15 protein-coding genes are annotated in these 13,874 nt (G+C 66.6%); 9 read left to right on the plus strand and 6 right to left on the minus strand.

Annotated elements, in window-relative coordinates; genetic code table 11:
• The first annotated feature begins 12 nt into the window (after positions 1–12).
• Both SSA01S_RS05160 and SSA01S_RS05165 read left to right on the plus strand, forming a co-directional pair.
• Positions 13–390 (plus strand): histidine triad nucleotide-binding protein, encoded by a 378-nt coding sequence (locus tag SSA01S_RS05160; protein WP_061779512.1) that lies wholly within the window; start codon positions 13–15, stop codon positions 388–390.
• A 385-nt stretch (positions 391–775) separates the two neighbouring features.
• Complete coding sequence (locus SSA01S_RS05165) at positions 776–2,314, plus strand: amino acid permease (protein ID WP_061779513.1); 1,539 nt, start codon at positions 776–778, stop codon at positions 2,312–2,314.
• Positions 2,315–2,392: 78 nt separating this feature from the next.
• Here SSA01S_RS05165 and SSA01S_RS05170 read toward each other — a convergent pair whose 3' ends face one another.
• Positions 2,393–3,385, minus strand: coding sequence for an adenosine kinase (locus tag SSA01S_RS05170; protein ID WP_061779514.1), 993 nt, complete (start codon positions 3,383–3,385; stop codon positions 2,393–2,395).
• A gap of 128 nt (positions 3,386–3,513) precedes the next feature.
• Here SSA01S_RS05170 and SSA01S_RS05175 point away from each other — a divergent pair, with 128 nt between their 5' ends.
• The 4 genes from SSA01S_RS05175 (at position 3,514) to SSA01S_RS05190 (ending at position 5,599) form a co-directional block, all read left to right on the plus strand.
• The gene (locus SSA01S_RS05175; RefSeq protein WP_061779515.1) at positions 3,514–4,191 is read left to right on the plus strand and encodes an EI24 domain-containing protein; all 678 of its coding nucleotides are present in this window, start codon (positions 3,514–3,516) and stop codon (positions 4,189–4,191) included.
• Entirely contained in the window at positions 4,188–4,565 is a 378-nt protein-coding gene (locus SSA01S_RS05180) for a hypothetical protein (protein WP_156477670.1), read from the plus strand. The genes SSA01S_RS05175 and SSA01S_RS05180 overlap by 4 nt, the downstream gene beginning before the upstream one ends.
• Positions 4,565–5,185 carry a LysE family translocator gene (locus SSA01S_RS05185; protein WP_061779516.1) on the plus strand — a complete coding sequence of 207 codons (621 nt, stop codon included), beginning with the start codon at positions 4,565–4,567 and terminating at the stop codon, positions 5,183–5,185. The genes SSA01S_RS05180 and SSA01S_RS05185 overlap by 1 nt, the downstream gene beginning before the upstream one ends.
• A gap of 177 nt (positions 5,186–5,362) precedes the next feature.
• Positions 5,363–5,599, plus strand: a complete 237-nt coding sequence (locus SSA01S_RS05190) for a hypothetical protein (RefSeq protein ID WP_058734754.1) — start codon at positions 5,363–5,365, stop codon at positions 5,597–5,599.
• Positions 5,600–5,702: 103 nt separating this feature from the next.
• Here the strand turns inward: SSA01S_RS05190 and SSA01S_RS05195 are convergent, their stop codons facing one another.
• Complete coding sequence (locus tag SSA01S_RS05195; protein WP_240954594.1) at positions 5,703–6,095, minus strand: HIRAN domain-containing protein; 393 nt, start codon at positions 6,093–6,095, stop codon at positions 5,703–5,705.
• Between the two features lie 107 nt (positions 6,096–6,202).
• On the opposite strand from SSA01S_RS05195, the gene SSA01S_RS05200 reads away from it, so the two are divergent.
• Together SSA01S_RS05200 and SSA01S_RS05205 are read left to right on the plus strand one after the other, a co-directional pair.
• Entirely contained in the window at positions 6,203–8,065 is a 1,863-nt protein-coding gene (locus SSA01S_RS05200; RefSeq protein WP_061779518.1) for a M1 family metallopeptidase, read from the plus strand.
• A 224-nt stretch (positions 8,066–8,289) separates the two neighbouring features.
• On the plus strand, positions 8,290–8,784 hold the full coding sequence (locus SSA01S_RS05205; RefSeq protein WP_244885568.1) for a CHAP domain-containing protein: 495 nt from the start codon (positions 8,290–8,292) through the stop codon (positions 8,782–8,784).
• A 48-nt stretch (positions 8,785–8,832) separates the two neighbouring features.
• Here the strand turns inward: SSA01S_RS05205 and msrB are convergent, their stop codons facing one another.
• Genes msrB through SSA01S_RS05220 form a run of 3 tightly spaced genes read right to left on the minus strand, consistent with a single transcriptional unit; the run spans position 8,833 to position 11,527 of the window.
• Positions 8,833–9,327: a peptide-methionine (R)-S-oxide reductase MsrB gene (gene msrB / locus SSA01S_RS05210; protein ID WP_061779519.1), complete on the minus strand. Its 495-nt coding sequence runs from the start codon at positions 9,325–9,327 to the stop codon at positions 8,833–8,835.
• A gap of 56 nt (positions 9,328–9,383) precedes the next feature.
• Complete coding sequence (locus SSA01S_RS05215; RefSeq protein ID WP_061779520.1) at positions 9,384–10,610, minus strand: ABC transporter permease; 1,227 nt, start codon at positions 10,608–10,610, stop codon at positions 9,384–9,386.
• A complete protein-coding gene (locus SSA01S_RS05220) occupies positions 10,607–11,527 on the minus strand; it encodes an ABC transporter ATP-binding protein (RefSeq protein WP_419836505.1) in 921 nt (306 codons plus the stop codon). The genes SSA01S_RS05215 and SSA01S_RS05220 overlap by 4 nt, the downstream gene beginning before the upstream one ends.
• Before the next feature lie 41 nt (positions 11,528–11,568).
• Between SSA01S_RS05220 and queG the strand changes: the two genes are divergently transcribed.
• Complete coding sequence (queG, locus tag SSA01S_RS05225) at positions 11,569–12,618, plus strand: tRNA epoxyqueuosine(34) reductase QueG (protein WP_061779522.1); 1,050 nt, start codon at positions 11,569–11,571, stop codon at positions 12,616–12,618.
• Between the two features lie 244 nt (positions 12,619–12,862).
• On the opposite strand, the gene era is transcribed toward queG, so the two are convergent.
• Positions 12,863–13,759 (minus strand): GTPase Era, encoded by an 897-nt coding sequence (gene era / locus SSA01S_RS05230; protein WP_061779523.1) that lies wholly within the window; start codon positions 13,757–13,759, stop codon positions 12,863–12,865.
• Positions 13,760–13,874 lie beyond the last annotated feature (115 nt).

The raw sequence follows: 13,874 nt of genomic DNA on the forward strand, positions 1-13,874 counted from the left end.
CGGAGAGTTTCGATGCCGATCGACGCCACGCTGCCCTATGACGACCAGAATATCTTCGCCAAGATCCTGCGCGACGAAATCCCGTCGAAGCGGGTCTACGAAGACGAATGGGCGATCGCCTTCCACGACATCGCGCCGCATGCGCCGACGCATATTCTGGTGATCCCGCGCGGCCCCTATGTGTCGTGGGACGATTTCTCGGCCCGCGCCAGCGAGGCGGAGATTGCCGGGTTCGTCCGCGCCGTCGGCCATGTCGCGCGGGAGGCTGGCGCGGTGGAGCCGGGATACCGGCTGCTGGCCAATATCGGAGCGGATGCGGGGCAGGAAGTACCGCATCTTCACGTCCATATCCTGGCGGGCAAGCCGCTCGGCCCGATGCTGGCGCGTTGACAGAGCCTCTTGCCGCTCCCCTCCCGTAAACGAGTTTCAGGTCGGTCATGCCCCCGGCATGACCTAAACGATGCGGGGCATCGTTTACCTGAAACTGGGATGGGGGAGAGAAAGCCACAGGCGACGGTCTCAGTGAGACACCCTGCCCTCCCCAAACCCCTCCCGTTTACGGGAGGGGCTTACCGCGAGATGGATTGGTGATCCCATTCCTCAGTGCTGACGGTAGAAGGTGGCGGCAATCACCGCCTTTCCACTCTCCCGATCGCATCCCACGCACCTTAGGGATTGCGCGTAATAAAATTGCAGCTAACCTTCCTAATCATTCACCAAACACCGGGCGCGCCCTCGATCGGGGCGGCCCTTCCCTTGGGGGGATTGGACATTCATGATTTTCGGGCGCGTTAAGCCTCTGGACGCCATTTTGGCGACCGCCGAGAAGAAGGGGCTGCAACGATCGCTAGGCGCGTTCCAGCTCACCATGCTGGGCATCGGCGCCGTCATCGGCACGGGCATCTTCGTTCTCACCTCCGAAGCCGCGCAAAAGGCGGGGCCGGGGATGATGCTGTCCTTCGTGCTGGCGGGCTTCGTCTGCGCGGTGGCGGCCTTGTGCTACTCCGAGTTGGCCTCGATGGTGCCGGTCGCGGGGTCGGCCTATACCTATACCTATGCGGTCATGGGCGAGTTGCTGGCCTGGATGGTCGGCTGGGCGCTGATCCTGGAATATGCGGTCGGCGCGTCGGCCGTCGCGGTCGGCTGGTCGGGTTATGTCGTGGGACAGATCCGCAACCTGCTGGGCATCGACATACCGATGGAGTGGGTCAACGGCCCCTCTTCGGGCGGTTATATCAACCTGCCCGCCGTCATCATCTCGCTGCTCGTCACCTGGCTGCTCGTCATCGGCACGACCGAGAGCGCACGCTTCAACGCGATCTTGGTCGCGATCAAAGTCGCCGCGCTGACCCTGTTCATCGCGCTGTCGGTGCCGGTCATCAACGGTGCGCATTTCGAGCCGTTCATGCCGACCGGCCTGACCGGCGTGGCGGGGGCCGCGGCATCGATCTTCTTCGCCTATGTCGGCTTCGACGCGGTGTCGACCGCCGCCGAGGAAACCAAGAACCCGCAGCGCAACGTGCCGATCGGCCTGATCGCGTCGCTGCTGTTCTGCACCGTATTCTACCTGCTGGTGTCGGCGGGTGCGATCGGCTCGCCGCTGGGGGCGCAGCCGGTGCGCGACGCCGCCGGTGTCGTGCTATCGCCCGGCACGTCGGAGCTCGCCGCGCAGTGCAAGGCGATCGTCGCCAGCGGCGCGACCGAGCCGCTGTCCTGCTCGCGTGAGGCGCTGGCGCATGTCCTGCGCACCATCGGCTGGGAAAAGATCGGCAACCTGATCGGTCTGGCCGCCACGCTGGCGCTGCCTTCGGTCGTGCTCATGATGATGTTCGGTCAGACCCGCGTGTTCTTCACCATGGCGCGTGACGGCCTGCTGCCCGAAAAGCTCGCCTCGGTGCATCCGCGCTATCGCACGCCGCACGTCGTGACGATCGTGACCGGCATTGCCGCGACGCTCGCCTCGGCCTTCCTGCCGGTCGGCAAGCTGGCGGACTATTCCAACTCGGGCACGCTGTTCGCCTTCTTCATGGTGGCGCTGTCGGTGATGGTGCTGCGCAAGACCGATCCGACGCGCAAGCGTCCGTTCCGCACGCCCGCCGTGTTCATCGTTGCGCCTGCCGCGATGCTCGGTTGCGCGTATCTGTACTTCTCGCTGCCGCTGGTCGCGATCCTGGTCCTGCCGGGCTGGGGCGCGATCGGCCTGGCGATCTACTTCCTCTACAGCCGCAAGCGCAGCTATGTCGGTCGCGGCATGCTGGACGTGGTGGACGATCCCGCGATGCAGCCGGAAGTCGCGAAGCCGCTCGATCGCTGATCGGCTTTCGCGAAGACACGAAAAAGGCCCGGAGGAGCGATCCTCCGGGCCTTCTTATTTGGCCTTTATGCCCGAGCCTTACAGGCTGGCGGCCAGGGCCTTCAGGTCGACCTGGGGCCGGGCACCGAAATGGCTGATGATCTCGGCCGCACAGGCAGCACCCAGCGTCAGCGAGGCCTTCAGGTCCTGGCCATGGGTCTGACCATAGAGGAAGCCCGATGCGAACAGATCGCCCGCGCCCGTCGTGTCGACGACCTTGTCGACCGGATGGGCCGGCACCGTGACCCGCTCATCCCCGCGCTGCGCCAGCGCGCCCTTTTCGGCGAGAGTGACAACCAGCGTCTCGACCTTGTCCTTCAGCGAAGCGATCGCCGCATCGACGTCCGCCGTCTCGGTCAGCGCGACGATCTCGGTCTCGTTGGCGAAGATCACGTCGATCATGCCGCCGTCGATCAGCGCATGGAAATCGGCGCGGTGGCGGTCGATGACGAACTCGGCCGAGGCGGTGAAGGCGATCTTGCGCCCGGCCGCGCGGGCGACGTCGATGGCGGCACGCATCGCGGCGCGCGGCTCTTCGGGGTCCCACAGATAGCCCTCGATATACAGATAGGCCGCATCGGCGATCAGCGCCTTGTCGAGCGCCTCGGCAGGCAGATAATGCGACGCGCCGAGGAAGGTGTTCATCGTCCGCTGGCCATCGGGGCTCACGAAGATCATGCAGCGCGCGGTCGTCGGCTGGCCGGGACGGACCGGCGTGTCGAACTTGACGCCCGCCGCGCGAATGTCGTGCGCGAAGACCTCGCCCAGCTGGTCGTCGGCGACTTGGCCGATGAACGCGGTCTTGCCGCCCAGTGCCGCCATGCCCGCCAGCGTGTTGGCGGCCGAGCCACCCGAAATCTCGCGACCGGGGCCCATCTTGGCATAGAGCGCATCGGCTTCCTCGGGCGAGAAGACGAGCTGCATCGCGCCCTTCGTCATGCCCTGTTCGGCGATGAAAGCATCCTCGGCCGGGCTGAGGATGTCGACGATCGCATTGCCGATCGCCACCACGTCATAGGTGGGGTTGGTCAAGAAACGGGCTCCGAAAATAATCAGGTGATGACGCCGCCCTAGTCAGGGTGCCTGTCCCGCGCAAGCTGGCCCCCTCGCCCGGCCGCACTGCATTGACTTTGCGCCGTGCACCACGTCATCCCTGGACCATGATAAGCGCGTTTTTCCTGTCGCTGGGCCAGCTCGGTGATCCGGCGATCCGCCGGGTGCTGATCCGCTCGCTCGCGGTCACCTTCGCGCTGTTCGCCGCCGCCGGGGTCGCGCTGTGGTGGAGCGTGCGCGCGGCCCTGACCGGATGGCTGGGCGCGCAGGCGGGTGGCTGGTCGACGGCGCTGACCCTTGTGGTCGAGATACTGGCGCTCTGGCTCGCCTTTCGCGCGGTGGCCGTCGCGGTGGTGGGCGTGTTCGCCGACGACATCGTCGCGGCGGTCGAGGCGCGCCATTATCCTCAGGCGCTGGCGACCGCGAGGCCCGTGCCGCTGGCGCGGGGCATGGCGATGGGCCTGGGATCGGCGGCCCGGGTCATCGCGATCAACCTGCTCCTGCTGCCGCTCTACATCGTCCTGCTCGCAACCGGGGTGGGTACGGCGGCGGCATTCCTGCTGGTCAATGCCTGGCTGTTGTCGCGCGACCTGGGCGATATGGTGGCGGCGCGGCATATGGACCGCGCGGCGATGCGGCGCTGGCGCAAGGCAACCGGGCCCGCCCGCTTCCTGCTGGGGCTTGCCGCGGCGGCCCTGTTCGTGGTTCCGGGGCTCAATCTGCTCGCACCCGTTCTGGGCGCGAGCATGGCGACCCATGTCTTTCACAGGAGACCCCGCGCGTGATCCGCACCCCTGCGCTGGCCTTGCTGCCGTTCGTCGTGCTGGCAGGCTGTACCGTGCCCCAGACCGCCGCCCCCGTCCGCGGCGGCATGGCCCCGGTTCCCGTCCCCTATACCCATGTCGGTCTGGAACGGGTGATCGGTCAGGACGCCGCCGGACTGACGAAGCTGTTCGGCACGCCCGACGCCGATGTTCGCGAAGGGGCCGCACGCAAGCTGCAGTTTCAGGGCAGTTTCTGCGTGCTCGACGCCTATCTCTATCCCAAGGACGGTGGTGAGCCGCGCGTGACCTATCTAGACGCGCGCGAGCCCGATGGCAGCGCGATCGACCGGGCGAGCTGCGTCGCGGCGCTGACCCGGCGCGACGGCGGCCGCTGATGCGCCTCGATCTGTGGTTCGCCTTTGTCGCGGCGACACTGGTGATCGGGCTGATCCCCGGACCGGGCGTGGCGGCGATCCTGGGCTATGCCATCGGATCGGGACGGCGGACCGCCTTTGCCTCGGTCGGCGGCCTGATGCTGGGCAATCTGGCCGCCTCGACCGCCAGCCTACTCGGCATGGGCGCGGTGCTGGCCGCGTCGACCTTTTTGTTCGGGCTGCTCAAATGGGCCGGAGCGGTCTATCTGATCGTCGTCGGCGCGATGGGCCTGTGGCGTGCGCGGAACGCCCATGCCGTGGCGATTCGTCCGCGCATGATCTCGCCGCGTGCGGCGTTTCTGGGCAATCTGGGCGTCGGCACCTTTCACCCCAAAACGATCCTGTTCCTGGCCGCCTTTGCCCCGCAGTTCATCGATCCGTCGCGCCCCTATTGGACGCAGGCGCCGGTCCTGATCGCGACGTTCGTGATCGTCCTGGCGCTGACCGACTCCTGCTATGCCTGGGCCGCGTCCAGTGCGGGCGGATTGCTGCGTTCGCCCCGCGCCCAGGCCTGGGCCCAGCGTGCGGGCGGCGGAGCGTTGATCTTTGCCGGACTGGCAACGGCCGCTATCCGCCGGTAATCCCACACCATTCTCTGCACTAGGATCATGAGCACGAAGATAGTGTGGCAAAATGTTCCACGCATCTGCAAAAAATTTGGTGCAGTGCAGGAACAAATTTACCGGTGCGTGCGTATGCGCTATCGGGACGAAGAACACCACCGCGTCTTGGCGGTCGTTCGCCATGGGAGAATGAGTATGATGAAGTTCCTGTCTGCTGTTGCCGCCACCGCTCTGGTTGCTGCTCCGGTTGCTGCCGCTCCGGCCAACCCCGCCGCCAGCCTGTCGGTCTCGAAGTCGGTCCGCGCGTCGGCTCCGACCGCCAAGGGCAACAAGCTGGCCGGCGGCGGCATCCTGGCTGCTCTGATCGCTGCTGGCGTTGTCGCCATCGGCGTTGTCGCGATCGTCAAGGACGACAACGCCGACAGCAACTGATCGTTCTGGGCGGGGGCAACCTCGCCCGGACTTTCATCGCTTGGGAGCAGTTCCGGGCGAACGGAAAGGGAGCCGTTTTCGGCTCCCTTTTTTGTTGCCAGCGTCAGGCGCCCCAGTCGGGTCCTTCGGGATCGGGATGGAAGTCATCTTCCACCGGCGTGGGTGACGACGCCGCCACGACCGGCAGCGTCGGCTCCCCGCCGCCGAAGCGCACCCGAATATAGGCCACCGAGCCCTTCATGCCCTGATAGATGGCCCGCACCTCCTCCCCGCGCCGCATGCGCGCACCGATCAGCGGCGCCCGCTCGGCGGAGAGATAGCCGACCTGCACGTCCCGCGCGCTGAAGACGGCGACGGCATGGGGATCATGCCGGTTGCGCGGCTCGGGCCGGAGGCTTACCGGGTCGCCCGCCGACGAGGCGAGCAATTCGAATCGTCGATTACTTCGCGCCTTGTCCTCATTGGGAAAGTCGATCCCGACCACGGCCAGCGTCATTTCATCCATCGTCCCTAACTGGTTACGAGCGGCGTCCCCGTCCAGAGCCCTCCCATTCGTCCGCAATCCGGCTATGGTGCAATCATCCTGTCCCATTCGGAGTGCCCATGTCCCTGGCCGCCCTGGCGATTCTGCTCGCCGCCCAATCCCCCGCTGCCGCCCCGCAGGTGGCCCCCGTGCTGACCAGCGCCGACGCGCGCGACGTGCACAGCTATGCCCGGCCGCTGGAGGCGCGGGTGACCCATGTCTCGCTGAACCTCTATGCCGATTTCGACAGCCATGTGATGCGCGGGATCGCGACCCTGTCGGTCGATGCGAAGCCCGATGCCAAGACGTTGGTCGTCGACGACAACGGCCTGCGCATCGTGGCGGTGACGGACGCGCAGAACCGCCCCCTGCCCTATAGCATCGGTGCGGTCGACAAGGTGCATGGCGCCCCCCTGACCATCACGCTGAACGGCCAGCGCACGGTCAAGATCGCCTATGCCTCGGTTCCCGGCGCGAAGGCGCTGCAATGGCTGTCGCCCGAACAGACGGCGGGCAAGAAGCAGCCCTATCTGTTCAGCCAGGGTGAGGCGATCCTCAACCGCAGCTGGATTCCGACCCAGGATTCGCCGGGCATCCGCCAGACCTGGGACGCGACGATCAACGCCCCCTGCGCGCTGACCGTCGTGATGAGCGGCGAGCGGACCGGCGAGACGCCATGTAATGACGGCCGCCACACCGCCAGCTATCGCATGGACAAGCCCGTCGCCCCCTATCTGATCGCGCTGGCGATCGGCGACCTGAAGTTCAAGCCGCTCAGCGCGCACACCGGCATCTGGACCGAGCCCGCGATGCTGGACAAAGCGGCCTGGGAATTTGCCGGGCTCGACAAGTTCGTGAGCGCCGCCGAGGGACTGTACGGCCCCTATCGCTGGGGCCGGTACGACGTGCTGGTTCTACCGCCCAGCTTCCCGTTCGGCGGCATGGAGAACCCCATGCTGACCTTCGCGACGCCGACCGTGCTGGCGGGAGACCGGAGCCTCGTCAGCCTGATCGCGCACGAGCTGGCGCATAGCTGGTCGGGCAATCTGGTCACCAACGCGACCTGGGACGATTTCTGGCTGAACGAGGGCTTCACCAGCTATTTCGAGAACCGGATCATGGAGTCGATGTACGGCAAGCGCCGCGCCGCGATGGAGGCCGATCTCGCCTGGACCGACATGCAGAACGCGGTGAAGGAAGCGGGCGGCCCGCAATCGCCCGACACCAAGCTGCACCTGGACCTGAACGCGGCCCGCGATCCCGATGACGGCATGACCCAGATCGCCTATGACAAGGGTGCGACCTTCCTGCGGACGATCGAGTCCGTGGTCGGCCGCCCCCGCTGGGACGCGTATCTGCGGAGCTATTTCGACCGCCATGCCTTCCAGCCGCAGACGAGCGCGGGCTTCCTGGCGGACCTGCGCAAGAACCTGCTCAAGCCCGGCGAAGCGGAAAAAATCGGCGTCGATCAATGGGTCTATCAGCCCGGCATTCCCGCCAACGCCGTGCATGTCCGCTCCGACGCCTTCCCCGCGATCGACGCGGCCGCCAAGGCGTTCGCCGCCGGTGGCCCGGTATCAGCGGTGCCGGACAAAGTGACGACGCAGGAATATGTCCGCTTCCTCGACCAGCTACCCCGCCAGCTGTCGGCCGAACGGCTCGCCGCGCTCGACGGGCGGTTCCATTGGAACGAGACCGGCAACAGCGAAATCCGCTTCGCCTGGCTGCGCCTCGCGCTCGCCAATCGCTATCAGCCCGCCGAAGCCTCGGCCGAACAGTTCCTGACCTCACAGGGCCGTCGCAAGTTCGTCGCGCCGTTGTTCCAGCAGCTTCAGGGCCAGGGCGAATGGGGCAAGGTGCTGGCCAGCCGAATCTATGACAAGGCGCGCTCCGGCTATCATTCCGTGACCCAAGTCACGGTGGATCGCCTGCTCGGACGATAAGCCGAGCCCCTGGCGCGGCGAAACGAGGAACGAAAAAATCGTTTCGCCGCGTGATTTTCGGGTCACCGCCGCCCGAACACCGTTCACCGGATATGGTTCCGGCTCGCCTTTCCAATCCGTTTAGCCCCGGTTAATCGACACTCACACCGACATTCCGACCGGGGGGTCATGTGAAGTTCAAGGCATTTGCAGTGCGATTCGCGCTGATGGCATCGTGCGGCCTGATGATGGCCACTCCCGCTGCCGCGCAGTTCTGGCAGTGTGCGCCCTATGCTCGCGAGATTTCGGGCATCGATCTTCACGGCAACGCCAACACCTGGTGGAGCCAGGCCCAGGGTCGCTACGACCGTGGCCACACCCCGCAGGAAGGCGCCGTCCTCGCTTTCGAGGCCACCCACCGGATGCGCGTCGGCCATGTCGCCATGGTCAGCAAGGTCGTCAGCGACCGCGAAGTCCTCCTGACCCATGCCAACTGGTCGCGTCGCGGCGGCATCGAGCGTGACGTCCGCGCCATCGACGTCTCGCCGAACAATGATTGGTCGATGGTCAAGGTCTGGTACGGCCCGACTGGCGGCCTGGGCACCTCGGCCTATCCGACCAAGGGTTTCATCTATTCGGGCCACAAGGGCGGCACCGCCGACCTGCCCGCCACCGAAATCGCTTCGCGCAACGATGGCCGGGTTTCGGGCATCATGACCTTCGCCGCTCCGGTCGAGTAAGCGCGGGCTTTCCACTCCTTGCGAAGACAGGCGTAACTTAGCCTTGCTTCACGCCGCCCGAAACGTCATCGCCACACCATTCATGCAGTAACGCTTGCCCGTCGGCTTGGGCCCGTCATCGAAGACATGGCCGAGATGCCCGCCGCACCGGCTGCAATGCACCTCCACCCGCTCCATCATCAGCGACCGATCGCTCCGCGTCGCCACCGCGCGGGGCAGCGGCGCCCAGAAGCTCGGCCAGCCGGTGCCGCTCTCGAACTTGGTCTTCGAGGAGAAGACAGGCTGCGCGCAGCCCTTGCAGGCGAAAATGCCGTTGCGGTGTTCGCCGTTGAGCGGACTGGAATAGGGCCGCTCGGTCCCTTCGTGCCGCAGGACATTATAGGCCGCCGGGCCGAGCTTCTGCCGCCAGGCAGCATCGCTCATGGCCACGGGAAAGCGCTCGGCCGCATCGGCCTGACGCCCGCAGGCGGACAGGCCGATACCCAGCGTACCCAGGCCCATCAGCGAAAGAAATGCGCGGCGATCAGAAGAGGATGCAGTCATTCACCTAAGATAGGAAGGCCCGGCGCACCGGCAAGCACGCCCACTCTCCTTTCCGCTTAAACCCCCTTGCGCCGCCAGAACGGCCGGACGCTCCCCGATTGCAGCACCCCGCGCCGGAACAGTCGTGCGCCCAGCGTCACGAACAGCGCTACCCACAGCGCCTGCCACGCCAGCGCCACGGCATGCGGCCACAGCGAGTCGCTCGCCGCCGCCATGCCCGCCATCGCAAAAGGCGAGGATAGCGGGAAGACTTCGGCAACCACCGCCAGCCAGCTACCCGGCTGCGACAGGCCGCTCAGCGTCAGGGTGAACATGCCGACCTGCACGATGGTGATCGGCAGCGAGAGCATCTGGATTTCCCGCATGGTCGAGGCCTGCGCCCCGATCGTCAGGAACACCGAGCCCAGCAGCAGATAGGCCATGGTGAAATAGGTGACGAACAGGACGGTGAACATCGGCAGGCCGACCGCCGGCGACAGCTCCCCCACCATCCCGGCAAAGGCGGGCGGCAACACGCTCGTCACCTGGCCGAGCACCGTGCCCCAGAAGGTGACGAACAGCACCGCTACCCCGAACATGCCGAGCAGCTTGCCCAGGAACACCGCCTCCAGCGGCACGGCGGCGGCCAGCACCTCGATCACCTTGTTCGACCGTTCCTCGGCCATGGTGCCGACGACCTGCCCCGCCAGGAACAGGGTAAGGAAGAACACGCCAAACACCGCCAGGAACGCGGTCTGGTTCTGCCCGCCCAGCGTCGCACGCTGGCGCGAAAAGGCGGTCTTGGTCGCCTCGATCCGAGGCAGGGGCCCGCCCAGCCGCTCGGCCGACAGTGCCTGTCCGGCCAGTACAACCAGATAATCGGCCGCCCGCGATCCGCGCGCGCCGTACAGGATCGTCGGTCGGTCGAGCGGGCCGTACAGCACCGCCGTCGCGTCATAATCCTTCGCCTCGAACGCCGCGCGGGCCTGGGCGGCGGGGTTTCCGTCGGGTGCGAGGGTGACCAGCTCGGGCGGCTCCTCGTCGCGGCGAAACACCGTGCGGGTGCGGGTGTCCGCCTCGACAAGCGTCCGGGCGAGCGTATCCGGGACGATCGCGACGATGCGCACCCGGTCGGCGCCATGGTCGGCCGCCTGCGCCGCGCCCATCGCGCCGACGGTGCTGAACGCCACCATGATCAGCGGCGCGAACAGGAACAGCAGGAAAATGGGGGTGAAGACAGTCGCGACGAAATCGCGGCGCGCGATCGTCATGGTCTGGCGGATCAACCGACGGGTCGGGCTCATGCCGCATTCTCCTGGGGAGTCTGTTCGCCGACGATGCGGACAAAGGCTTCGTGCAGGCTGGGCCGCTCGATCGACAGGTTCAGAATACCGGCTCCTGCCGCCAGCAACCGACCGAGCACCGGCTCTATCCCCTCATCCGGCAGGGGAAAGCGCCAGTCGGCCCCGTCACGCACCGCATCGGCGGGCAGCAGGGTGGGTGTCACCCGGTCGGGATCGCGCGGGCGATAGCGCACCCGGGCGGTCAGCGTACCGCGCGCCTCGTCCACCGTCCCCTCGAACCGCCGCTGCCCGCCCGCGATGATCGCCAGGCGGTCGCACAGCCGCTCGGCATGGGCCATGACATGGGTGGAGAACAGGATCGTCGCCCCCCGGTCGCGCTCACCCAGGATCAGCGCCTCCAGCCGTTCCTGATTGACGGGGTCCAGGCCGGAGAAAGGTTCGTCCAGCACCAGCAGCTTCGGGCGATGGACGACCGAGCCAAGCAGCTGGACCAGCTGCGCCATGCCCTTGGACAATTTGCGGATCTTGCTGTCGGCGGCATGGCCGAGCCCGGCCTGTTCGAGCAGCTCACCCGCCCGCGCCCGACCCGTCTTCCAGTCGAGCCCGCGCAGCGCACCCATGAAGGCGATCGCCTCGCGCGCCTTCATCGCCGGGTACAGCCCCCGCTCCTCGGGCAGATAGCCGACCAGATCGCTCGCCTCGCGCGGATGGGCATAACCCAATAGCGTCCGCTGCCCCTCATCGGGTTCGATGATGCCCAGCAACATGCGCAGCGTCGTCGTCTTGCCTGCGCCATTGGGGCCGAGCACACCGTACACCGCGCCGGTCGGGACAGCGATGTCCACCCCATCGACGACACGCCGGTCGCCGAAACGCTTGGCGAGGCCCGAGGCGCTGACCGCCCACTGATTTTCCACGCTGATTGTCCCTCCCTGATCGCCTGTGGTAGCGGGCGTTTGTGGCGCAAGACAAGCTGGAAACCCGGATCAAGGCAAAGGCGGCCGAACTGGGCTTCGCCTCGATCGGCATCACCCATCCCGACGCCGCGCCCAAAACCGTCGAGCGGCTGCACCAATGGCTGGCCGAGGGACGGCACGGGTCGATGATCTGGATGGCCGACCGCGCGCACCAGCGCCAGAGCCCCGCCAGTCTGTGGCCCGAGGTGAAGAGCGTCATCTCGCTGGGCGTCAGCTATGCTCCCGCCGAGGACCCGATGCGGCTGGCCGATCAGGGGCGGATCGGGCGCATCTCGGTCTATGCGCAGGGCGCGGATTATCACGATGTGGTGAAGCGCCAGCTAAAGGCGCTGGGCCGCTGGCTGGCGCAGGAGGCCAAGTGCGACCTGAAGGTGTTCGTCGACACCGCGCCGGTGATGGAAAAGCCGCTGGCCGAGGCGGCCGGGCTGGGCTGGCAGGGCAAGCACACCAACCTCGTCAGCCGGGACCATGGCAGCTGGCTGTTCCTGGGGGCGATCTACACCACGCTGGAACTGGAGCCCGATGCCGTGGCGCGCGACACCTGCGGGCGGTGCGACGCGTGCCAGCGGGCCTGCCCTACCGACGCGTTTCCGGCACCTTACCAACTCGATGCGCGGCGGTGCATTTCCTATCTGACGATCGAACATGCCGGGCCAATCCCCGAGGAATTCCGGGCGGCGATGGGCAACCGCATCTATGGCTGCGACGATTGCCTGGCGGTGTGCCCCTGGAACAAGTTCGCGGCCGCCGCACAGGCAAACATGGCGTTTCACCCCCGCGCCGAGCTGACCGCGCCGGAGCTAGGGGATTTGCTGTCGCTGGACGATGCCGGTTTCCGGCAGGTGTTTTCGGGTTCGCCGATCAAGCGGATCGGGCGCAACCGGATGGTGCGCAATGCCGCGATTGCGGCGGGAAATAGCGGCGCGTCGGAGCTGGTGCCGGTGTTGCAGGGGTTGCTGGGGGATGTTGACCCGGTGGTAGTGGAGGCGGTGGAGTGGGCTTTAGGGCGGCTTGGCGGGTCTGCCGCCTAGCCCCTGCCCTCCCCCATCCCCTCCCGCTTGCGGGAGGGGCGTGCCCCGCTCAAAGGGTCACGCTTCTATAAGCGATGGTCGCGAGGCTTATACCCGACACTTGCCTAACAACGCACCCCTCCCGCAGGCGAGTTTCAGGTCGGTCATGCCCCCGGCATGACCTAAACGATGCGGGGCATCGTTTACCTGAAACTGGGATGGGGGAGGGCAAAGGTGTCTCACCGAGCCCCCAACCCAAACAAAATCAGTCCACCCAATCCAACCCGATATCCTTGTACACCGAACGATCCTCGTCCCAGCCCGGCTTCACCTTCACATGCAGGTACAGGTGAACCTTGTGCCCCAGGATGCGCGACAGTTCCTCGCGGGCCCTGGCCCCAATTTCCTTGATCCGCACCCCATTCTTGCCCAGCACGATGGCGCGCTGGGTCGGGCGTTCGACCAGGATCTGCTGGTGGATCTCGACCGATCCGTCCTCGCGCTCCTTATAGGCCTCGGTCTCGACCGCGCTGGCATAGGGCAGCTCGGCATGAAGCTGGAGATAGATCTGCTCGCGCGTCACCTCGGCGGCCAGTGCGCGTTCGGTGGCGTCGGACACCTGATCCTCGGGGTAATGCCACGGCCCCTCGGGCATCAGCTTGGCGAAATGCGCCTTCAGCTCGGGCAGGCCGTCGCCGGTCTGGGCCGAGACGAACCAGATTTCGTCGAAGGGCACGACCGCGTTCAGCTTCTCGGCATGACCCAGCAGACGCGCCTTGTCGGCGATGTCGACCTTGTTGAGGATCAGATGCTTGGGCTCGGGCCGGTGCGCGATCGATTCGGCGATGGCGGTGACCTTGGGGCCGATGCCGCCCTTGCCGTCGACGACCAGCGCCAGGATGTCGGCGCCCTCCGCGCCTTCCCAAGCGGCGGCGACCATCGCGCGGTCCAGGCGGCGCTTGGGCTCGAAGATGCCGGGCGTGTCGACCAGCAGGATCTGCGCATCCCCCTCGATCGCGACGCCAAGCAGCTTGGCGCGGGTCGTCTGCGCCTTGGGGCTGACGATGGCGACCTTCTGGCCGACCAGCGCATTGACGAGGGTGGATTTGCCGGCATTGGGCGCGCCGACGACGGCCACGAGGCCGCAACGTTGTTCAGTCATGCCCCAGCGGTACAGGTCCGGCCCCCTTCCCGCAACGGCCAGCCCACATGGACGGAATGTAATGGTCGCATCACGGAACGGCCACGCCCCCGCGCGCATTTTTCCAGCCACGATT

This window comes from Sphingomonas sanguinis NBRC 13937 (assembly GCF_001591005.1).
GTDB classification, from domain to species: domain Bacteria; phylum Pseudomonadota; class Alphaproteobacteria; order Sphingomonadales; family Sphingomonadaceae; genus Sphingomonas; species Sphingomonas sanguinis.